Here is a 22,687-nt window from a genome sequence, read left to right as displayed (position 1 = left end):
TTTTAATTTGATATTTATGAGTGTATTTAACACTTTTACTGTCGCATCATTCAAATGATAATTATGATCAGAAAACCCGGTTTTTTAGTTGCCCTGCTACCCATTCTGCTGTTGATTGTGTTGCTTACTTCAAATGTATTTATTTTCGATGATGTACTGGCAGGTCCTAATCAGATTTCCTTGCTTTTGGCAGCGTCGCTGGGTATCGTAATTGCACATCGACTTGGTTACCAATGGGAAGCCATCAACCACCGGATTATAAAAACCATTGGATCGGCTATGCCATCAATGCTTATTTTGCTTTTGATTGGTTCGCTGGCAGGAACCTGGATGATCAGCGGAGTCGTTCCTGCGCTTGTATACTACGGACTCGACATTATTCACCCTAAGATCTTTCTTGTAACTGCCGTGGTGGTAAGTGCCATTGTTTCGGTGGTTACCGGGAGTTCCTGGTCGACCATTGCAACCATCGGAATTGCCTTGCTTGGAATTGGCAAGGCCATGGGTTTTAACGAAGCTGTTGTTGCTGGTGCCATTATCTCAGGTGCTTATTTTGGTGATAAAATGTCACCACTTTCCGATACAACCAACCTGGCACCTGCCATGGCCGGCACCGATCTGTTTACTCACATCCGCTACATGGCATATACCACAGTGCCTTCTCTTGTTCTCACACTGATCATTTTCATTGTAATGGGCCTGATGTTCGATTATCAATCGAAAGCCATCGACATATCTGCTGTTCAACAGGCCATCGACAATACCTTCAACACTTCATTGTGGTTGTTACTGGTTCCGGCACTATTGTTTACCGTTATTGTTTTGAAGGTTCCTCCGCTGCCATCGTTGATGATTGGCACCTTGTTGGGAGGAATCTTTGCGGTAATATTTCAGCCCGAAATCATCCATCAACTTGGCTCAGGTTCTCAAAATTATCTAAAAGAATCGTATATGGCCGTCATGCAGGCCATGTTTGGTGATGTGAGTTTGAGTACCTCCAACGAAGCAGTTAATGAGCTATTGAGTACCTCGGGCATGAAAGGCATGCTGAACACAGTGTGGCTCATCCTTACGGCCATGGTTTTCGGTGGGGTAATGGAAGCCGCAGGCTTACTCGAACGCATTACGCGCCCCATTGTAGAACGAGCACAATCAACCGGTTCACTGGTTACAGCCACTGTTGTTTCCTGCATATTTTTCAACACAACAGCCTCCGACCAGTACATTTCAATTGTAGTTCCAGGCCGAATGTTTAAGGGCTCGTATGCAAAAAAAGGACTGAAACCAGAAGTGCTTAGTCGCACTCTTGAAGACTCGGGAACCATGACTTCGGTCCTCATTCCGTGGAATACCTGTGGAGCCACTCAGGCAAAAGTATTGGGAGTTCCCACGCTTGCTTATGTACCCTATGCTTTCTTTAACATTATCAGCCCATTAATGACCATCCTTTTTGCCTATCTTAACATTAAAATCAGAAGAATTAAAAATGCGGGAGACAAGGCAGGCAATTGATAACTTGCCTTATCACCTGCATTTTTCTGCAACCTTTGTCTCCGGTCTTTTGTGTCGAAACATCTGCCTTTAGCCTTCTGTTTCGGCTCCTGGTATCAATTGTTACTTAAAATGCAATAAAAGCCTTATTTTTGTGCTTTCTTAATTAAAAACAAAACACAATGTTAAAAGCAGAGATACACACCAGTAAAGGTGTTATGAAAGTAAAATTTTACGAAGAAGATGCTCCGGGAACTGTTCAGAATTTTGTTAAGCTTTCCGAAGATGGTTATTACGATGGCTTAACTTTTCACCGGGTAATTCCCAACTTTGTCATTCAGGGGGGCTGCCCCAAAGGCGATGGAACCGGTGGTCCGGGTTACACCATTCCATGCGAAACCAGTGGCAATAACCAATACCACGATCGCGGAGTACTGTCGATGGCTCATGCCGGACGTAATACCGGAGGTTCACAGTTCTTCATCTGCCACAGCCGTGAAAATACAGCGCACCTCGATCGCAATCACACTTGTTTTGGCAAGGTGTACGAGGGGCTCGAAGTAATCGATGCCATCCGCCAGGGCGACGAAATTGAGAAGGTACTGATTTTTGAAGATTAGTGTCTGCAATACACGGATTAAAAAGAAAGCACATCAAACAAGGATGTGCTTTCTTTTTTAGCAACAACTAAGCATTGCCTTTCAACACCGCAATACTGTTTTCGGTAGAATAAGCCTGGCTATGGCCGTAATTCCCTGCTTATTTGTTTTATATTTGTTAAAACAATGAAGCTTTGTCCTGCAAAAAACTGATACTATGAAAACCAGAAGAATCATTATTGGCGTGCTTGTTCTTGCACTGCTGGGCGCTTATTTCTACATGAGCCCCCTGCTGCCCATCATCACCGGTTATTCGGCGAAAAACCTCTCATCGGGGGTATTTGTAGCCAATCGCACACAGGAAGCAATGGAGCAAACCGACCTGAATTTTTCCTTCATCAAGATGAATAAAAACAAAGTTGATGAAGATGTGAAAGAAGTCAGCAGCCGCTTTTTGTGGCATCGGTCGACTTCGGTTTACATCGATGGCTATGGATGCACCCTGGTAAACGATTACAGTAAAGACGAGATACTAAAACGCAATTACCCAAAAGCACCCGTTCTTCCTGAAAATGCTGATACCATCGACTGGCCCATGGGCAACCGGATGGCCGACAGTATTCCTCCGGGTGTAGACATGGATGCATTGAACACAACCCTCGGTCAGGCTTTTGCCGATACCCTCCCATACAAGGGAACTTTTGCCGTTATGGTGGTATACAAAGGACAGCCACTTGCCGAACGCTATGCCCCGGGACTAAGTGCCGATAATAAGTTTCTCAGCTGGTCGATGGCCAAGAGCTTTACCAATGCACTCACCGGCATGCTTGTAAAAGACGGCCGTCTGGATATCAATGAACCAATTGCACTTGAAGCATGGCAAAACGACGAGCGCCGTAAGATCACCATCAATCATCTGATGCACATGAATAGCGGACTTGAATGGAACGAAAACTACGGCAACAGTTCCGATGTAAACAACATGCTGCACAAGGAAGGCGACATGGCCCGTTTTGCCTACGAAAAACCTGCCGAATTCACTCCCGATTCTGTCTGGGAGTATTCATCGGGAAGTACCAACATTGTAAGTTATCTGCTCAGAAAAACAATCGGCAACGATGCCCTCTACCATGCCTTTCCCCGGGAACGGCTGTTCAACAAAATTGGCATGACCAGTGCCGTTTTCGAGCTGGATGCTTCAGGAACCTTTGTAGGTTCATCGTACCTGTACGCCACCATGCGCGATTATGCCCGCTTTGGACTGCTTTACCTGAACAATGGGAACTGGCTGGGTGAGCAACTTCTGCCTGACAACTGGGTTGACTATACCACCACCGTTGCCAATGGTTCCGATGGTCAGTACGGTGCTTTCTTTTGGTTAAATCAGTCGGGAAACGATTATCCCGATGTGCCCCGCGACATGTATTGTTGCCGCGGGCATGACGGCCAGTACATTTACATCATTCCCTCGAAAGAGCTGGTGGTGGTACGTACCGGTTTTTCCAAAAAAGGGGAATTCGATTACAACAGTTTTCTTTCGGGAATCGTAAATGCAGTAGAATAAAACAAAAAATAATTTAGCAAGAAAAAAAGAGCATGAAAATCATTTGTATTGGTCGTAACTACGTCGACCACATCAAGGAATTGCAGAATGAGAAACCTTCAGAACCAGTTATCTTTCTGAAGCCCGACTCAGCCATATTACGCAAGAACAGACCATTTTTTATCCCTTCGTTTTCTGAAGACCTGCACCACGAAGTGGAACTGGTAATAAAAATCGACCGTCTGGGAAAAAATATTGAGCGTCGTTTTGCACCCCGCTATTACAGTTCGGTGGGGCTTGGCATAGACTTTACAGCCCGCGATTTACAGGCAAAACTAAAAGCCAAGGGGCTGCCGTGGGAGAAGGCCAAAGCCTTTGACTTTTCAGCAGCCATCAGCGATGAGTTTATTCCGATTGATGAGCTGAAAAAAGAAGACATCCCTTTCCGGCTCGACATCAACGGCAGCACGCGGCAACAGGGCAGTTCGGCCCAGATGATTTTTCCCTTTGATGAATTAATCGAACACATCTCGAAGTACTTTACGCTGAAAACCGGCGATCTGATTTACACGGGAACACCCGCTGGAGTGAGTGCAGTTGCCATTAACGACCGGCTTGAAGGCTACATTGGAGAGAAAAAACTGCTCGACTTTCTGATTAAGTAGTTCAGAATAAAAACAATCGTAGAAGCGTACAAAAAGCTTTTTACTTTTTTTGCAATGCTGCTTTGGCAGAAACAAGAATTCGCTTATATTTGCAGCGCTGTTAAGCAAAACACGGGTGTAGCTCAGTTGGTAGAGCACTGGTCTCCAAAACCAGGTGTCGGGCGTTCGAGTCGCTCCTCCCGTGCAAGATAAACCTTGTCGTTTCCGACAGGGTTTTTTTGTATTATTTACCTGGCCCCCATCCCATCGTGTTTGTTTTTTGCGAAGTAAAACGAATTAGCCAGTTAATTTCCTGAAGGTAAATTAATCTGAGACGGATTTTCTCCAAATTCATCTTTAAAACATCTGGTAAAATAACTAGGGCTACTAAAACCGGTTTGATAGGCTGCCTCGGAAGCTCGCAGCCCGTCCTCCTTTATCAGTTTGTATGCCATTCCTAAACGTATCGATTTGATTAAGTTATTTGGTGTGGTATCGCTTAATGCTTTTATCTTGCGATGCAGCTGGGCAATGCTTAAAGCATGCTGCTCGGCAAGCGACTCAACATTGAGCGTTGGATCCATGATGTTTTCCTCTATGAAACTTCTCAGATTATTAATAAAATCGATGTCTTTTTGTGGTAATGTTGCTTCTGCATCCAAAACAGGTTCAATTCCTTTAAATTTTTTTCTGAGCACCTTTCTGTTTTCCAGCATTGTATGAATTTGAACATCGAGTAAATTAATATCAAATGGTTTTGTGATGTATAAGTCAGCCCCGTACGATAAGCCTTCTATTTGTTGCTCAATCGTATTATTTGCCGTTAACAGGATAACAGGAATATGCGAAATTTCAAAGTTCTGCCGTATTGCCTTACAAAACTCGTAGCCATTCATGTTTGGCATTTGAACATCACTTATTATTATGTCAGGGCTTTTTTCTTTGGCTAATTCTAAACCCGTCAAACCGTCTTCAGCTGTATATATCTTATAATGCTTTTCGAAATGTTTGGCTAAATAGTGGCGTAATTCATGGTTGTCTTCAACAATTAATAAGTTTTGTAAATTGTAACGCACATTTTGTCGAGCGACCGAAAAAGACTTATTATCAATATCATAAGTTAATTCTTGATTGAGTACTTCCTCCGCAATTTCCATCTCATCATAAATTCTTTTGTCAATTGGAATGTAAATTGTGAAGCTTGTTCCCTGCCATAATTCAGATGCTATTTCTATTTTACCTTTATGAAATTCTATCAGTTCTTTTACGATTGAGAGTCCTATACCCGTGCCTTCCTTGTTTTCACTATTCGTGTTTTGAACTTGATAAAAGCGGTCGAAAACCTTGCTTTGCTCCTCTTTTGCTATTCCAATACCAGTGTCCCTGATAATAAGTTGCAGGTACCGTATTTCGTCAATGAGGCAGTCTTTAGCCTGAATTGAAACACAAGCGTCGGCAGAAGTAAATTTCAATGCATTGGAAAGCAGATTCCATAATACTTTCTCCAGTTTTTGTGCATCGATATAACCAATCAGTTTTTCTTTGATTTCACGCTTCAGCTGAATCGATTTGTTTTTGCATTCTTCATTAAATGTATCAGCAATTTCTGCAATCAGATGGTTGATATTGGTTTCATTGATTCTAAGTATCGATTGTTTTTGGGCAATTACCCTGAAATCAAGCAAATCGGTAATTAACTTGTAAAGCCTCTTTGAATTCCGTTGAATCATGTTAAGTTTTTCGATGGCTTCCTGATCCAGGTTTTTACTATTTAATAAATCAGTCAGTGGCGCATCAATGAGGCTTAAAGGTGTTTTCAAATCGTGGGAAATGTTGGTAAAAAATGCCAGCTTCTTTTCAGTAAGCTCATGTTCCTGTTGAATTTTTATTTTGCCGATCTCTTTTTCTTTCAACAATTCAAATCGCTTAAGAAAGGCATAAATTGACAAGTATAGAATAATAAAAAATAGGACTATATAAAAAAGATAGGCATACCAGCTAAAGTACCAGGGTGGGGCAATGTTAAGCTTTAGTCTTGTAGTAATTCCCTGTTGGTTTTTATTGGTGTTTTTGATCTCAAAAACATATTCACCCGGCGATAAATTGGTGTAGGTGGTGTAGTTTGTTTCGCCCTGAAATGACCAATTTTCTTCTAAGCCAAGCAGGCGGTATTCGTAATTTTGGTACTTTGAGAAGTTTTTGTTCTTTGTAAAATAATGAATTGAAAACGAATTTTTATTGTAAGGGAGTGTAATTTCTTTTGTTGCTTCCAATGGCTGAGTTAATATTTGTTCCCCATCGGCTTGTCTGATACTTTGGTTTTGAAAGGTAATGTCGGAAATGACTACTTCGGGTTGAAAAGTATCTTGTTCAACTTTCGAAGGGTCGATAATGGTAAAACCGGCCAGTGAGCCGAATATGATCCGCCCGTCGTCGATGCTAGTAGAAACCATATCATGAAATTCATTGGCAGGCAGCCCATCCCGGTTGTTAAAATTCAAAACTTCCTGGGTTTTTGTGTCGAAACGGCAGATTCCCGATACGGTGCTGATCCATAGGTAGCGGTCGTCGGTCGATTCAATCCGGATTAATTTATTCGAGGGTAGTCCATCTTTTTCAGACCACTTACGCACAATTTCTCCATCGGGACTGGCAAAAATTAACCCATCAGTTGAAGAAGTTATCCAGTAATTTCCACTGTTGTCGTTATAGAAATCGGTGATGTAACATTGAAGCCTGGAATTCATTTCTGAAAGCCTGTTTTCAAGCACCTTATCGCCCCAGTTTACATGAAATAATCCCATATCGGTAATAACAGCCAAAAGCTCGCCCTTTTGGTTCATCCTCAATGAATTCGACAGGCAATACGTATAGTTGCTACCTTTCTGAAATAGTTCAAAAACCTCGGTTTGCCCGCTTGACTTATTAAAATTCAATAAGATTTGGGAGTGGAACTGGGTTAGAATTGCTAAATTATCCTTATTAAATTCCTTAATCCCAATGATGCGCTGCATTTCGTCAGGAAACCGACTACATGGATGATAGGACCGGATTAACTTTAAATCGGAGGTGTAATGGCCAAGCAATCCATCATAAGTTCCAACCCATACTGTATGATCACGGTCGACGTAAATGGCTGTCACTTTTGTCCCGTTTAATTCTTTTTGCAAGCTTTTACTCGTCAAATTCAGAAATTGATTCTGACTTTCATCCCACTTTGATAAACCATAATTTGTGCCGAAATAAACATAGGGTTCTTTAACCAATACGGCAACACCATCGTTAGCAACCAGGGAATTTTGATTCCCATTTTCGGGAAGTATATTTTGAAACAGCTGATTATCTGGTAAAATGCAGGTTAATCCGGCCCCATAATTTGCCAGCCATATTTCATCATTATCTCCAATCAGAATATCGTAAATACTATTGGTACTTATTGAAGAAGGTGAACCCTCATTTCTGTCCAGTTTCTTGATCTTTTTTAAGTTCTGATCAAGTATGAAAATGCCATTTCCATCTGTCGCGATCCATATTTGGTTTCTAACTTTTTGACAAGCTGCAATATAATAGTGGTTATTGAGTTCAATTTTTTGGATTTCATAATCGTTTGCTAACTTGAATAATTGACCATCAAACATGCCAACAAAAAGCTCATTGTCGATCATGTTTAACCGGGCTACCTTGAAATTTTTAAGTAGCGATGCCTTAACATGACTAAAATTGCTTTCTCTATCGAAAAGTGTAATGCCATCACTGTTTTTGCTAATCCAAAGTCCGTCGTCAGAAAAACACAAACTGGTGATGTTCTCAACATGCATTAGTGTTTCAATTCCTGTTTCGCTTATTCGGTATATATCCGACATCATTAAGAAATAAACGTCATTATTGTCTTCGTTTAGTTCGGATATAAATCCGCTCATTACCAATTCAAAAAAATCGCTTACAGGATTATATTTGTAAAGACCATGAGATGTTCCGACCCATAAGTTATGCTTGCAGTCATACAATAGCGCGTTGATTGCACAATTTTCCAAATCGCTATAAACCTTGAATTCTTTACCATCAAAACGTACAATACTATTGTTGGTTCCAATCCAAATATAGCCATACTGGTCTTTGGCCAAACAAGTGGTAATGTTTCGTGGAAAGCCTTCAGCTTCGGTAAAATGCAAAAACCTTTCATGATTGGAAGGAAAACACATGAAGGCTTGAAGAAACAAAATTCCAAACAACAGGTATCTTAAAAAAAGCTTACTGCTACCCATTGTTGCATTTATTTAATTATCAGAATTATTTCAGGAAAATACATGAAGCAAATTTAGTAAAGTTCTGCAAATGCAACTTACTTAAATGTTGAGGCTTTGTTGACATTCAAGTACCCTTCAATATATAATGATAGGATTTGGATAATTTTTGAAATTTTTTTGACAGCCAGCATATTCTCCTTCCTGTAGTTTTGAAAAGAGAGAAAGTCAAAGACAATGAAACCAGGCATGACGAGCATTTTGCTTTTGTATAATAAATAATTAAATACATCATGATTCAAAAAAAAATAATTCTATGTATTGCCCTTGCGATCTTCTTTATAGGATGCCAGAACAATGTGGACGCACAGACGAATGCAAATAAACCAAAGGTGCAGAACGAAAACCTGACGGAAAAATTCGCCAAAGTTTCGCCCAAGCTGACCTCGAACAACGCGAATCCCTTATTGGACTTTATGTTTACGGCCGACCCAACAGCGGTGGAATATGAAGGACGAATCTATGTGTATGCCACCAACGACCATCAACAGTATGAGCAGCTTGGAAAGGATGGCAAAAACTCATACGAGCGCATCCGCTCACTGGTAATGATGTCTTCCGACGACATGGTCAACTGGACGTATCATGGCCTCATTAATACTGCCGAACTGGCCCCATGGAGCAAGAATTCATGGGCACCTTCCATTACATCGCGGGTGGAAGCAGATGGCAAAACGCATTTCTATTTATATTACTCCAACAGCGGCATTGGCTCAGCGGTACTTACCGCCACCTCGCCTGTTGGCCCTTGGAAAGACCCATTGGGAAAGAACCTGGTCGATCGTTCGGTACCAAGTGTCAACGATGTTGAAGCTCCCTTCGACCCGGGAGTTGTAATTGACGACCAGGGTACAGGCTGGCTGGCTTTTGGGGGCGGAACACCAAAGACGCAATACATGCCGGATAATTCCAGAATCGTCAAATTAGGAGCCGATATGATCAGCCTGGCGAGTGATGCTGCCAGAATACCTGCTCCCTATTTTTTTGAGGCAAGCGAACTTAACTACTTCAATGGAACCTGGGTTTATACCTACAATACAAGCTGGGTCGAACGCACCGAATGGCCTTATGAAAACATCGACAAACCAACCCAATGCTGCATGTCGTACATGACGAGCAAAACACCGTTAGATCCGAATAGTTGGATCTATCGCAACAATTACTTTAAGAATGCAGGCGACGTTCAGGTGGGGCCACATACAAACAATCACACGCATCTATTCAACTATAAGGGGAAATATTATCTGGCTTACCATGCCATGTATTTACAGGATTATTTTGGCACAAAAGGTGGTTTTCGGAATGTGGGTATCGAAGAAATCCAGGTAGACGAAGAGCATGTGAATATCAGCATGAGCAAAGCAAGCTACGAAGGTACATCGCAGCTTAAGCCATTAAATCCATATATTCTTCAACAAGCAGAAACCACCGCAGGCACTTCGGGGCAAGTTCAGTTTGAAGCGCTAGGCCAACCGGGCAATATGGTTGCCAAAGGAAAAGCCGACAAACAATGTCTCATGGTACGGGGAGCCGATTTTAGCCAACAAAATCCTGGCAAATTCGAAGCCAGGGTGAAAGGAAAAGGACAAATTGATATTTATGTAAATCATCTTGAAGGCACTCCTCTAGTTTCACTTAAATGCGACGAAAAAGAATGGACGACGCTTTCAAAGAAAATAAGACAGAAAATGGATCGAGGAGTCGGAAACATCTATTTCGTGTTTAGTGGAGAAGAATTGAGCTTTGATGAATGGAAATTCATTGATTAGTCCATTATCCAACTACAAGGAATGACAATGAATAAAATGATTCAGAAAAATACGACCCTAATTATTGGGTTTTTCATCGGTTTAATTGTTTGGACTGGTTGCACGCCCGGCCAACTGAGTAACAAACAAGTGGCTCAATTGCTGAGTCCCGATAAATCGATAAAAGTAAATGTTTACCTGTCCGATTCAGGTGAAATTCAATACGAAGTGCTCAAATCGAACGAACGCATTATCCAGCCTTCTGCTTTGGGCGTTTTGATGGATGGGCACGATTTTACCCTTGGATTGAAATTGCATGCCGTATCAAAACCGGAAATGGTGACAGATCGCTATGAAATTCAGAATGCGAAAAAAAGCAGCATCCTTTATGAAGCCAATCAAGTGGTGGCTTCTTTTGTGAATGAAAAAGATAAAAAAATGGATGTCATTTTCCAGATTTCCAACGATGGTGTGGCCTTCAGGTATTCGTTTCCATGGGTCACCAACAACGAAACCATTCGAAGCGAATCGACCTCGTTTACATTCGACGCAAGCACAAAGGCCTGGCTTCAGCCCATGAGCGAGGCCAAAACCGGATGGAACCAGTGCCATCCGTCGTATGAAGAACATTATTTCCAAAATATACCGGTGGGTACGGTTTCGCCCTTGAAATCGGGTTGGGTGTACCCTGCCTTGTTTAAAACAAACGACACATGGGTGTTGATAACCGAAGCAGCGCTCGATGGAACTTATTGTGGCACAAGGCTTGTCAACGAATCGGCGTCATCTGTTTATTCAATTGGCTTTGCCGATCCGAGGGAAGTTTTTACTGGCGGAGGCTATCTGCCCATAAACAATAAACCCTGGCTCACACCGTGGCGCATCGTGACGATTGGAAGTCTGAAAACCATTGTTGAATCAACGCTGGGAACTGACCTGGCACCAAAGGCAATCGATCTTGATCCTTCGTTCCTCCAATTTGGAAAAGCTTCCTGGAGCTGGATCAACAGCAAAGAAGACAGGGTTGTTTACGATGAACAGAAAAAATACATCGACTTTGCCGCTGAAATGAACTGGCAATATTGCCTGGTTGATGCCAATTGGGATACGCAAATTGGGTACGAAAAGATAGCCGAACTGGCCTTGTATGCCGCACAAAAAAATGTGGGCTTGCTCATGTGGTACAACTCAGCCGGCGACTGGAACACAATTACCCACTATCATCCCAGGGACATGATGCTGACAAAAGAAAGTCGGGAGAAAGAATTCAGTCGCCTGCATGATATGGGCATCAAAGGAGTGAAGATTGACTTCTTTGGTGGCGATGGTCAAAGCATGATCCAATACTACATCGACATTTTGAACGATGCGGCAAAATATCAACTGCTTGTCAATTTTCATGGCTGCACTTTGCCGCGAGGTTGGCACAGAACTTATCCTCACCTGGTAACAGCCGAAGCCATTTATGGCATGGAGATGGTTACCTTTGATCAAAATGCAGCCGATAAGCAAGCCAACCATTGCACCATGTTGCCGTTCACAAGAAATGCCTTCGATCCCATGGATTTTACCCCCATGAACCTCACTGGGCTAACACATTCAAATTGCATCAGAAAAACCACACCGGCCTTTGAATTGGCTCTTTCGGTGATGTTCTTGTCAGGAATACAGCACTATGCCCAATCGCCCGAAGGAATGGCGCAAGTTTCGGATGATGTAAAGGAATTCTTGAAGACCCTTCCCGACAATTGGGACGATGTAGAATTCATAGATGGTTTTCCAGGGAAATATGTCGTCATAGCCCGTCGAAGTGGCGATCGCTGGTACATCTCAGGGATTAATGGCGAAAACGAAGTGAAAACAATCAGCCTCGATTTAATTTCCTTCAAAAAGGATCATGCAATGCTATTTACCGACGGAGAAGATGGCCAGCTGTTTTCAAAGACAAAATTGGATGCGAATAATCAGGATAAATACAAGCTTACAATGAATGCCAAAGGAGGATTCGTAATGGTACTTGACTGATTTTGTGAATAATACTATTCTAATTAAACCTTTAAATAAAATGAAATTTATACTTAAAAGTACACTAACATGGGGGCTTGCTGTTGTTTTTGCAACATCGGTATTTGCGCAAAACACAAACTGCTTTTTAGAGGATTTTGAACCCAAAAATGCTGTCATCCCAATTTCAACAGCGGCAAACAAAACAGTCAATGAGCCAACTGTAACTGTCACCCTGGCTGCCGATACGCTTGGCCAAATAGCGAAATACGTTTTTGGAAACGCCATCGCTGTTTGGTGTGGAAATGTAACAGGTGAAGCAAAATTTGTGGAAAACACCAGGTTGTTAAATCCTTCGTTGATTCGTTTCCCGGGAGGGAGTTGGTCCAATATATTTTTCTGGAATGGAGCTCCTTCCGATGTACCTGACTCTGCCTACGATTCATCGGGTGCGCGAGAGAAATTTTACGCTATTTCAGGAAAAAATGACTGGCCTACTACAACGGATAACTATTACAAATTACGCCAGCAAACCGGTTCGCAGGGACTTATAACAGTCAATTATGGTTATGCCCGTTACGGGTTGAGCGAGAATCCCGTTGCGCAGGCAGCCCATTTGGCAGCTCAATGGGTGCGTTACGACAAAGGGCGGACAAAATTTTGGGAGATAGGCAACGAAAACGCTGGTCCATGGGAAGCCGGTTGGAAGATCGATACCAGTGCCAACAAGGATGGACAACCAGAAATTATTACCGGTCAGCTTTACGGCCAGCATTTTAGAGTCTTTGCCGATTCGATGAGAGCCGCTGCAACTGAAGTAGGTGCAACAATATATATTGGTGCCCAGGTGCTGCATTATGATGGTACCAATAGCTGGAATTCGGTGGATAGGACCTGGAATAAAGGAGTTTTTTCCGAAATTGGCGATTTGGCTGATTTTTATGTCATGCATAACTATTTTGGAAAAGATGCAAACGCTGAGAATTTATTATCAGTTGCAGCGTCTGAGCCAAAGAAAAATATCAGTTTTATTCGACAGGACATTGCTAACAAAAATGCTTTCCAAAAACCTGTAGCTATTACTGAGTATAATATGAACTACAATTCGGCCAATCCAACCATGGGGCGTTCATTCATCAATGGCATGCAGGCAACAGTGCTGTTTAATGAATTAATTAAGAATAATTTTGGATTAGGCGCAAGATGGTTACTTGCCACTGGTGAGGATGGAATGTTTTATTTTGGAGATAACAACAGTTTGAGGTGGCAACCACGTCCTGATTTTTATTATGCTTATTATCAGCAAAAGTTTACCGGAGACCATGCCATTGCTGCGAACTCATCCAACACCAATATATTAGCATATGCTTCCAGATTTGACTCTGGTGAAACAGGGCTTGTGATTGTAAATAAAGGAAAATCAGCTCAGCTTGTAAAAATAGACCCATTGGATATTGGTGTCGGAGATCAATTCTATACCTACTCACTGACCGGCGGTAGCGATAATGGGGATTTTTCCCATTATGTATCTGTTAATGGCGAGGAAGCAACAGGTACCCAGTGGGGCCCGCGTGAAAACCTTGAAACGATTCCGGCAAATGCATATTCCGTTGATCAGGCTATTCAATTGGACGTGCCTGCCATGTCGGTTCAGTTTATTATGATTGAAGCAGGTAACAAGCTTCTGTATCCCACTTCACTTGCCCAAATTGAGGAAAACAAACTGGGTTTAATGAATTATCCCAACCCATTTACTGCCAGGACAACCATACAATTCCAAACTAAATCAACAGCTTCGGTTGTTTTGGATGTATACGACCAAACAGGAAGGAAAGTCTCCACCCTTATCAATGGTGAATTGTCTTCGGGCTCACATCAGGTTGAATTCAATGGAAGTACATGGCCTGAGGGATTGTACTTTTATCAATTGAAGGTGGGCACTAGTATAACAACGAGAAAAATGGTACTTAAAAAATAAATTATGAAATTCAGCCATCCTTTTATATCATTCGTAATGATGATTCTTATGACAGTTTCCTATACGAATGTTATCGGTCAAAGAACCTATAAAAACCCGATCATAAGCGGAATGAATCCCGACCCAAGCATCTGCCGTGTGGGCGATGATTTTTACCTGGTTACTTCTACGTTCGAGTTTTATCCAGGCTTGCCCGTCTATCACAGCAAGGATTTGGTTAACTGGAAAATGATAGGCTATGCTTTGGATCGGCCAAGCTCCTGCCCGATGGAAGGTGCCGGTTCGTCAGGTGGAAATTATGCGCCTGCACTCCGTTACCACAAGGGCACGTACTACATCTCGTGCACCAATTACGGCGGCAAGGGTACTCAAGGCGTGTTCTACGTAACGGCCACCAATCCGGCAGGTCCGTGGTCCGAACCAGTTTGGGTGGGTAATTGGTATGTCGATCCGTCGATGACCTTTGCCAACGACAGCATGTATTGGGTAAGCCCTGACAACAATGGTAGCTTCATGGTGGGCACATTCGATCCGCTTAGGAAACAATTCGTAAAACCACTGCAAAAAGTTGCAGCAGGCCTGGGGGGATCATCACCCGAGGGGCCGCATATGTATAAAATTGGCGAATATTATTACCTGATGTCGGCCGAGGGAGGCACAGGTTACGAACATCGGGAAGTGATACAGCGTAGCAAATCGCCCTATGGACCTTACGACGCCAGCCCGTACAACCCGGTTATCTCGAATATGCACAAGCCCGAGAGTCCGCTCCACGCCATTGGCCATGCCGATTTGGTGCAACTGCAGGATGGCTCGTGGTGGTTGGTGTGTTTGGGAATCCGACCCAAAGGCGGAAGGTTTCAACATTTAGGGCGCGAAACCTTTTTAGCCCCTGTTCGCTGGACCGAAGACGGCTGGCCAATTGCTGGCGACAATGGTGTTATGCTCGAAGAATTCCCCGCACCTAAGCTTCCCGAACACCTTTGGGAGAAAGATCCCGTGCGCGACGATTTCAACAATCAAAAACTTGGTTTGCAATGGAATTTCCTACGCAATCCGAACGATACCGATTGGTCGCTTACCCAAAAGCCTGGCTACTTGAGGTTGAATGGCTCAAAAGTAAGCATCAGGGAAAAAGATTCGCCTGCTTTTATAGGACGCCGCCAACCCGATTTTAACATGAGCGCTTCAACCCAATTAAGCTTTATGCCAGTAGCTGATAACGAAGAGGCTGGCCTGGTGGTGCGCGGAAACGATGCCAACCATTTCAGCTTGGTAATTACGCAGCGCGAAGGGAAACAGGTAGTACTTTTCAGAAAATACCTTCAGGATAAAGTTGAAAAAGAAACATACAAAGTGATTCCCAAAGGCGATGTGGTGCTGAAAATCAGCGCTACAGAATTGGAATACAAATTTTGGGCACACCCTCAGGGTAAAAAGGCCATTCTTTTGGGAAGCGCTGACACCAAGGACATTTCCAACGAAAGGATTGGTGGATTTATTGGGGCCTTTATTGGCATGTACGCCTCGGGCAACGGAAAATACAACACCAACCCTGCCGACTTCGACTGGTTCGATTACGAGGGGAAAGATTGAAATGAATTATTCGAAAAGATTGCTTCGCGTTGCTCTCTATGACGACAAAACTGATTATAAATAGCTTAGGATGGTCGGCGGCTTCGCCGCCGACCATCCTAACCAACTACACGTTAAGCTACCCGTCATTGCGACCGTGAGGAACAGCCTGCCCCGCAAACGGCGGGGAAGCGGGAAGCAATCTCTTGAAATACACGAATAGTTTATATAGCATAAAACTATGAAAATAAACCAACTAATACTCTTAATTTTCACCCTTTTCCTATTGGGAGTTGTTGCAAAAGCACAAGTTCTTTACGTTGGGGCCAACTACCATCCGCACGACGACAAGAACACCGACAAAATAAAAACCGACATCCGTTTGATGCAGGAAGCCGGACTGAATGTGGTTCGCCTGGGTCATTTGGCATGGGACAGTTACGAACCCGCCGAAGGGCAATTCGACTTTGAATGGTTTGATGAAGTGATGGACGAGCTGAACAAGGCTGAAATTAAGGTAATACTAGACATTGCCATTCGCCCGGCGCCCATCTGGTTGCACCAAAAATTTCCTTCCATCGATGTAGTCGATGCCAACGGAAATGTGCAATATCCCAACCATCGTTACATGGACGATGTGGGCGATCCCAACTACCAAAAATACGCCCTTCGCTTTACCGATACTATCTCGAAACGCTATGCCGAACACCCGGCATTGCTGGCTTTTGGCATCGACAACGAATCGGGCGATGGTCCTATCTCCTACTCCGAAACCGTTCGTCAACGTTTTATCGATTGGTTGAAAAACCGCTATGGTACGCTCGATAAACTGAACGACGCCTGGGCAACCCACCGTTGGTCGCGCCGGCTGAACAGCTTCGACGAAGTGGGTTTGCCCACAGCAGGCTCAAAGAACGGCGCACCCGAAAAAATCCTCGATTTCCGCCGTTTCATTTCCGATGAAGTGAACGGAATTTTGTTCAAAGTGCTCGATGTGGTTCATGCCAATGCTCCGAACGTTCACACCAACACCAACGCCTGGTACTACAGTTGGATGAAGTATTTCGATTATTCAAAGATTGCCTATTCGGGTAAAATGACCCGCCAGGGTTGCGGTTTTTATCCTGGAAACTCACTCAAAACCATTTGGGGCGACATGAACGCGGCCTTTGGAATTCAGCGCATTCAGTTCGAAAGCAAGGAGCCTTTTTGGTGCAACGAGTTCAACACCATGGCCTCGGTGCCCAATTCCATTCGCAAATCGGCCTATGTTACCCTGATGTACGGCAACCAAATGGTGTGCGGCTGGACCTGGCAAAGCATGTGGGCCGGCGAAGAACAATATTTGCAGGGCATGATCGACTGGGACGGGCTTCCCAACCGTAAATACGATGAGTACAAGCAAATAGCCTCTGAATTCAGAAAGATCGAAAAGCATTTTCCCTACCAAGCTAAGGCTGAAGTGGGATTAGCTTTTTCGTTCCCCAGCCAAATTGCAGGTGGTTCGTTTCCCGTTCAACATGAAAACCAGGTACAAGCTTGCTGGGATATGTTTTTCTGGCGCAACATGGATTGCAAAATGCTGGAACTTTCTCAAAGCAAGCTCGATTACAAACTTCTTTTCGTACCCGGCGTAACCGTGATGGACAGGGTTTCAGCACAAAAAATACGCGACTATGTGCAAAACGGTGGAACGGTGATTATGACCGCCAACTCAGCCATGGTGGATACCACCGGACAGGTATTCCGAAGTACCCTTCCAGGTATGTTGAGCGATGTGTTTGGCATTCGTGTTGGAGGCTTTGAAGAAACCGAACCCATGAACGAGTTATCGCGCAAAGGCTACAAAGGCAAAAAGCTCGAATTCACTTACAAAGGAAAGGCTGTTAATGTGGAAGCTGCAAGGTTCGACATCGTTCAAGCCAAAGGTTCCGAAGTGATTGGCCAACTGACCAGTCTGGACAAGGATTATCCGATTATGACCATCAACCACTACGGAAAAGGAAAGGCCATTTACCTGGGTTTGCCCGCCAACGGCACAATACTTGGCGGGATAGTCGATGAGTTGATCAATGAGCTGGGTATCCCAAAAGGCCCCAATGTTCCATCAGGAGTTATGGCCCGGAAAATCGACGAAAAACATTTTCTATATTTGAACACAAGCGGCGGACCCAAGGAGATCAAAATGAACAGAAAGTCGCGCAGTATCCTTTTCGACAAAGAATATTCAGGTAACTTTACCATTGCTCCTTTTGAGCCGGAATTTATTGAAATAAGATAAAATGAATAATCCAATATGGTTCACCATCGTTGTTGCAGCGGGTTTTATCTTGTCGGCTTGCAACCCAAGCAAGGCTCCCGAAGCATGTGGCCCAATCCCAAGTGAAAACCAACTGCGCTGGCAGGAAATGGAATATTATGCGTTCATTCATTTTTCACTGAACACCTACACCGACCAGTCGTGGGGCTTTGGCAACGAAGACGTAAACCTCTTCAATCCCGACATTCTGGACACACGGCAATGGGCACGCATTTGCAAGGAAGCGGGTATGATGGGCATCATCATCACGGCCAAGCACCACTGCGGCTTCTGCTTATGGCCCACCGAAACCACCGGGTATTCGGTTAAAAACGCCCCGTGGAAAGGCGGCAAGGGCGACGTGCTGCGCGAAATGGCCGATGCCTGCAAGGAGTATGGGTTGAAACTGGGCATTTACGTTTCGCCCTGGGACCGCAACCATCCCGACTACGGAAAACCAGAATACATCACCGTTTTCAGAAAGCAAATCGAAGAAGTGCTGACCAATTACGGCGAGGTTTTCGAAATCTGGTTCGACGGTGCCAACGGGGGCGACGGCTACTACGGCGGTGCCAACGAAATCCGTAAAATAGACCGCACCACTTACTACGACTGGCAGCCCACCTACAAAATGATACGCGAACTGCAACCCAACATTGTGATTTGGAACGATGGTGGCGACCGTGCCGACCTGCGCTGGGTGGGGACCGAGGAAGGCTATGTGGGCGAAACCAACTGGAGTTTACTGAATGCCACCGGCGATGTTCCCTGGGGAATGCTGCATTTCGGTGTTGAAGATGGCGACTCGTGGGTGCCAGCCGAGGTGAACACTTCCATTCGTCCTGAGTGGTTTTATCACCCCAGCGAGGACGACAAAGTGAAAACCGTTCCCAAGCTGATGGAAACCTATTACAACTCCATCGGTCATAACGGTACCTTGTTGCTCAACTTCCCAATTATGCCCAACGGCCGGATTCACCCAAGTGACGAAAAAAGGGCCATCGAATTTGGAAAAGCAATCAAGGAATCGTTTGCCCTGAACCTGGCCGAAAAAGCAAAAGCCGAAGCATCGAACGTTCGTGGAAATTCCAGCAAATTCAAAGCATCAAAGGCAATTGATGGCAACACCGAAACTTATTGGGCATGCGACGACAGCGTGACTTCAGCATCACTGACCATCGATTTGGTCCAGCCAACCCTCATCAATCGTTTTATGGCGCAGGAATACATCCGTTTGGGGCAGCGCGTAAAGGCCTTTACAGTTGAAGCCTATGCCGATGGCGAATGGAAAGAAGTTGCCAAAGGAACCACTGTGGGCTACAAGCGCATTGTGCGTTTCCCAAGTGTGAATGCGTCGAAAGTGCGCTTCACAATTTCAGATTCGAAAGCGTGTCCGCTCATTTCCAACATTGGAATTTACAATGCGCCCGTCTTTCTGAACGCTCCATCGATAGCGCGCAACCAAAAGGGTGAAGTTTCAATTACCACCAACGACATAGGTCCCATTTTCTACTACACCCTCGATGGCAGCGAACCAACAAGCAAATCGAATGTGTATAGCGCACCCTTCCTGGCCGATGGGATAATTGAGGTGAAAGCCATTGCCACCGAGCCCGCTACAGGAAAAAGCAGTCCCATTGGCTCCGAAAAATTCGATATTTCAAAAAAAGAGTGGAAAGCAATCGGAATCGATGATGACGAGGTGAGCAGAATCTTCGACGGAAACCCTTCGACCACCTGGCACAAACGCGGAGAAAAGGTGATGCCCTACGACTTGGTGGTTGACCTTGGCAGCAACCAAAAGTTGAACGGATTCAAATACTTGCCCGACCAAAACCGATGGAGTTCGGGAATTATCTCGAACTACCAATTCTATGTTTCAACCGACAAAGTAAAGTGGAACTTGGTAAGCGAAGGCGAGTTTTCGAACATCAAAAACAATCCGGTGTGGCAAATTAAAAATTTCAACCCGGTGAACGCCCGTTACATCAAGTTCCGAGCATTGAAAAACACTTGGGGCGACCAGGTTGCAGGATATGCCGAAGTGGAAGTAATTACTGAATAATTCAAAAAAAATGAAACGAACAACAGTCATTGTAATTTGGATGTGCCTCGTAGCATTCACATCTTGCACAAGCCAGCAAACAGCCAGTGACACCAAAATTTTATTCGATTTCGATTGGAAATTTGCACTGAACGAACAGCCTGGCGCCGAACAGCCTGGTTTCGACGATTCGAACTGGCGCGTGCTCGACGTTCCGCACGATTTCAGCATCGAACAACCCTTCGATTCGGCCTTTGCAACCGGGCCCGGCGGCGCTTATACTTTTGGCGGCATTGGGTGGTATCGGAAACACTTTACAACTGATCCTGGTTTTGTAGACAAAAAGCTCTCGGTACTGTTCGATGGTGCGTACCGCAACAGCGAGGTTTGGATCAACGGCCATCATTTGGGTATTCGTCCCTACGGCTATTCGTCGTTTTATTACGACATCACTTCGTACTTGAACCCTGTTGGCCAAAACAATGTGATGGCGGTGAAGGTGAACACCAGCGAGCAGGACAATTCACGCTGGTACACGGGCGCTGGCATTTACCGCCATGTGTGGCTCATTTCCAAAGAGAAACTCCACATCAACCAATGGGGCGTTTTTGCCCGCACCGTTGAGGCCAACGAGCAGGAAGCCAACATCAATGTGAGCATCGAAGTGAACAACGAACTCGAAACCGACCAACAATGCACGGTGCTGACCAAACTACTCGACTCCAACGGCAAAGTGGTCGCCAAGGCCGAAACCAGGCTCGAGGCAAAAACGAATCAGCAACAGCTAGTAGAACAAAGCATCCTGCTCAAAAAACCAAGCCTCTGGTCGGTTGAACAGCCCAATTTGTACACACTTCAGGTTGAAGTCATCTCCAACAAACAGCTTGTCGATGCCTATTCAACAGCTTTTGGTGTGCGTACCTTTCAATTCGATCCCAACAAAGGCTTCATTTTAAATGGAAAACAGGTAAAATTGAAGGGTGTGAACAACCACCACGACGGCGGACCGTTGGGAGCAGCTGTTTTCAACCATACCCACAAACGGCAACTTTCAATTTTAAAAGAAATGGGTTGCAATGCGCTGCGCATGAGCCACAATCCGCCTGCACCCGAACTGCTTGCATATGCCGACAGCATGGGCTTTGTGGTCATCGACGAAATTTTTGACGAATGGATGGACGGTAAAACACCGCACGGCTATGCCCCTCATTTTGAGGAGTGGTACCAGCGCGATGTGGAAAACTGGATCCGCAGAGACCGCAACCATCCGTCGGTCATTGCGTGGAGCATTGGCAACGAGGTAAAAGAACAGTGGGACGAAGTGAACGGCCCCCGAATTGCCAAAATGATGATCGAAGCTTCGCGTAAACACGATACTACCCGCCCTTTCACCGCCGGCAGCAACGGCATTCCCAGTGTAAACGCGAGTGGCCTGGGCGCTATGCTCGATCTGGTGGGTTACAATTACCACGAAGCACTTTATGCCGATGACCATAAAAAGTATCCCAATCAGGTAATTTATGGCTCCGAAACAGTAATGTACCCCTACCACGATTACAATTGCTGGCAAATGCGCACCTACGAGGAGTGGCTTGCTACACAAACCGAAGACTATATAGCAGGTGAATTCCTTTGGACCGGCTTTGACTACTTGGGCGAGGCAGGCATTGGCGATGTAGGCCACGGTTGCGACTTTTGGAAAACCTGGCCCAACTGGCCCTGGCGCGGTGCCGATTGTGGCGTGATCGACATGTGCGGCCATCCCAAGCCCGGCTACTGGTTCCGAAAGGCTTTGTGGACCGACGAACCCATTATTTATCTGGCCGTTCAAACCGACCCATCGGCACGCAACCGAAACGTTTCGTCGTTCTGGAACTGGCCAAAGGTTGAAGCACACTGGAACCATGCAACCATTGGCGATACGCTGGCCGTGCATGTTTACACCAATGTGCCCGATGTAGAACTTCGCTTGAATGGAAAATCGTTGGGAACCCGCAACTGGGACTTGAAAAATGAAGCATTCCTGTTTTGGGAAGTGCCTTATGAACCCGGAAAATTGGAAGCAATCGGTAAAACAGCCGATGGTAAAACCGTGTCGTTTGCTGTGCAAACAGCTGGCGAGGTTGCAAAAATAGTGCTTACGCCCGACTGCAAAACCATCAAAGCCAATAAGCAGGATTTGAGCTACGTTACGGTGCAACTGCTCGATACCAACGATGTGCCCGTTCCGTTTGCCAACAAGCTGATTGAGTTCGAGGTGAGTGGAGCCGGAAAACTGTTGGCCGTGGGCAATGGCAATCAGCAAAGCCACACGTTCTTCAAGGGGGGCAAAATGGAAACACATTTGGGCAAGTGCCTTGCCATTGTGCAATCGACCGATCAAAAAGGCGAAATCATCCTAAGTGCCAAAAGCGGAATGCTTCCTATTGCAAAAACCAAATTGAAAGCCAAATAAACA

12 protein-coding genes and 1 tRNA gene are annotated in these 22,687 nt (G+C 44.7%); 12 read left to right on the top strand and 1 reads right to left on the bottom strand.

Going from position 1 to position 22,687, the window contains the following annotated elements; translation table 11 throughout:
• Positions 1–63: 63 nt before the first annotated feature.
• The 5 genes from nhaC (at position 64) to FHS86_RS11205 (ending at position 4,482) form a co-directional block, all read left to right on the top strand.
• Complete coding sequence (gene nhaC, locus FHS86_RS11225) at positions 64–1,512, top strand: Na+/H+ antiporter NhaC (protein ID WP_429413337.1); 1,449 nt, start codon at positions 64–66, stop codon at positions 1,510–1,512.
• Between the two features lie 161 nt (positions 1,513–1,673).
• On the top strand, positions 1,674–2,111 hold the full coding sequence (locus tag FHS86_RS11220; RefSeq protein ID WP_429413335.1) for a peptidylprolyl isomerase: 438 nt from the start codon (positions 1,674–1,676) through the stop codon (positions 2,109–2,111).
• Positions 2,112–2,307: 196 nt separating this feature from the next.
• Positions 2,308–3,654: a serine hydrolase domain-containing protein gene (locus FHS86_RS11215; RefSeq protein ID WP_429413333.1), complete on the top strand. Its 1,347-nt coding sequence runs from the start codon at positions 2,308–2,310 to the stop codon at positions 3,652–3,654.
• Positions 3,655–3,686: 32 nt separating this feature from the next.
• Positions 3,687–4,298 (top strand): fumarylacetoacetate hydrolase family protein, encoded by a 612-nt coding sequence (locus FHS86_RS11210; RefSeq protein WP_429413331.1) that lies wholly within the window; start codon positions 3,687–3,689, stop codon positions 4,296–4,298.
• 111 nt (positions 4,299–4,409) lie between these two features.
• Positions 4,410–4,482: transfer RNA gene (locus FHS86_RS11205), tRNA-Trp, on the top strand.
• Positions 4,483–4,582: 100 nt separating this feature from the next.
• On the opposite strand, the gene FHS86_RS11200 is transcribed toward FHS86_RS11205, so the two are convergent.
• Positions 4,583–8,449 (bottom strand): hybrid sensor histidine kinase/response regulator, encoded by a 3,867-nt coding sequence (locus FHS86_RS11200; protein ID WP_429413329.1) that lies wholly within the window; start codon positions 8,447–8,449, stop codon positions 4,583–4,585.
• 464 nt (positions 8,450–8,913) lie between these two features.
• On the opposite strand from FHS86_RS11200, the gene FHS86_RS11195 reads away from it, so the two are divergent.
• From FHS86_RS11195 to FHS86_RS11165, 7 genes are all read left to right on the top strand, one after another.
• Entirely contained in the window at positions 8,914–10,350 is a 1,437-nt protein-coding gene (locus FHS86_RS11195; RefSeq protein WP_429413327.1) for a glycoside hydrolase family 43 protein, read from the top strand.
• A gap of 27 nt (positions 10,351–10,377) precedes the next feature.
• Positions 10,378–12,354: a glycoside hydrolase family 97 protein gene (locus FHS86_RS11190; RefSeq protein ID WP_429413325.1), complete on the top strand. Its 1,977-nt coding sequence runs from the start codon at positions 10,378–10,380 to the stop codon at positions 12,352–12,354.
• Between the two features lie 40 nt (positions 12,355–12,394).
• Entirely contained in the window at positions 12,395–14,311 is a 1,917-nt protein-coding gene (locus tag FHS86_RS11185) for a T9SS type A sorting domain-containing protein (protein ID WP_429413323.1), read from the top strand.
• Positions 14,312–14,314: 3 nt separating this feature from the next.
• On the top strand, positions 14,315–15,907 hold the full coding sequence (locus FHS86_RS11180; protein WP_429413321.1) for a glycoside hydrolase family 43 protein: 1,593 nt from the start codon (positions 14,315–14,317) through the stop codon (positions 15,905–15,907).
• A 220-nt stretch (positions 15,908–16,127) separates the two neighbouring features.
• Positions 16,128–18,167: a beta-galactosidase gene (locus tag FHS86_RS11175; RefSeq protein WP_429413319.1), complete on the top strand. Its 2,040-nt coding sequence runs from the start codon at positions 16,128–16,130 to the stop codon at positions 18,165–18,167.
• A gap of 1 nt (position 18,168) precedes the next feature.
• A complete protein-coding gene (locus tag FHS86_RS11170; protein WP_429413317.1) occupies positions 18,169–20,250 on the top strand; it encodes a discoidin domain-containing protein in 2,082 nt (693 codons plus the stop codon).
• 10 nt (positions 20,251–20,260) lie between these two features.
• A complete protein-coding gene (locus FHS86_RS11165; RefSeq protein WP_429413315.1) occupies positions 20,261–22,684 on the top strand; it encodes a glycoside hydrolase family 2 TIM barrel-domain containing protein in 2,424 nt (807 codons plus the stop codon).
• The last annotated feature ends 3 nt before the right edge of the window (positions 22,685–22,687 follow it).

The sequence above is a fragment of the Roseimarinus sediminis genome (assembly GCF_050433125.1).
GTDB classification, from domain to species: Bacteria; Bacteroidota; Bacteroidia; order Bacteroidales; family Prolixibacteraceae; genus Roseimarinus; species Roseimarinus sediminis.
This window is presented reverse-complemented; position numbering and strand designations above follow the sequence as displayed.

What these genes read in the sequence shown, in the direction of transcription:
- FHS86_RS11190 (WP_429413325.1), top strand. Translation starts at nt 10,378, where the DNA reads ATGAATAAAATGATTCAGAAAAATACGACCCTAATTATTGGGTTTTTC.
- FHS86_RS11175 (WP_429413319.1), top strand. Translation starts at nt 16,128, where the DNA reads ATGAAAATAAACCAACTAATACTCTTAATTTTCACCCTTTTCCTATTG.
- FHS86_RS11210 (WP_429413331.1), top strand. Translation starts at nt 3,687, where the DNA reads ATGAAAATCATTTGTATTGGTCGTAACTACGTCGACCACATCAAGGAA.
- nhaC (WP_429413337.1), top strand. Translation starts at nt 64, where the DNA reads ATGATCAGAAAACCCGGTTTTTTAGTTGCCCTGCTACCCATTCTGCTG.
- FHS86_RS11180 (WP_429413321.1), top strand. Translation starts at nt 14,315, where the DNA reads ATGAAATTCAGCCATCCTTTTATATCATTCGTAATGATGATTCTTATG.
- FHS86_RS11185 (WP_429413323.1), top strand. Translation starts at nt 12,395, where the DNA reads ATGAAATTTATACTTAAAAGTACACTAACATGGGGGCTTGCTGTTGTT.
- FHS86_RS11170 (WP_429413317.1), top strand. Translation starts at nt 18,169, where the DNA reads ATGAATAATCCAATATGGTTCACCATCGTTGTTGCAGCGGGTTTTATC.
- FHS86_RS11165 (WP_429413315.1), top strand. Translation starts at nt 20,261, where the DNA reads ATGAAACGAACAACAGTCATTGTAATTTGGATGTGCCTCGTAGCATTC.
- FHS86_RS11220 (WP_429413335.1), top strand. Translation starts at nt 1,674, where the DNA reads ATGTTAAAAGCAGAGATACACACCAGTAAAGGTGTTATGAAAGTAAAA.
- FHS86_RS11215 (WP_429413333.1), top strand. Translation starts at nt 2,308, where the DNA reads ATGAAAACCAGAAGAATCATTATTGGCGTGCTTGTTCTTGCACTGCTG.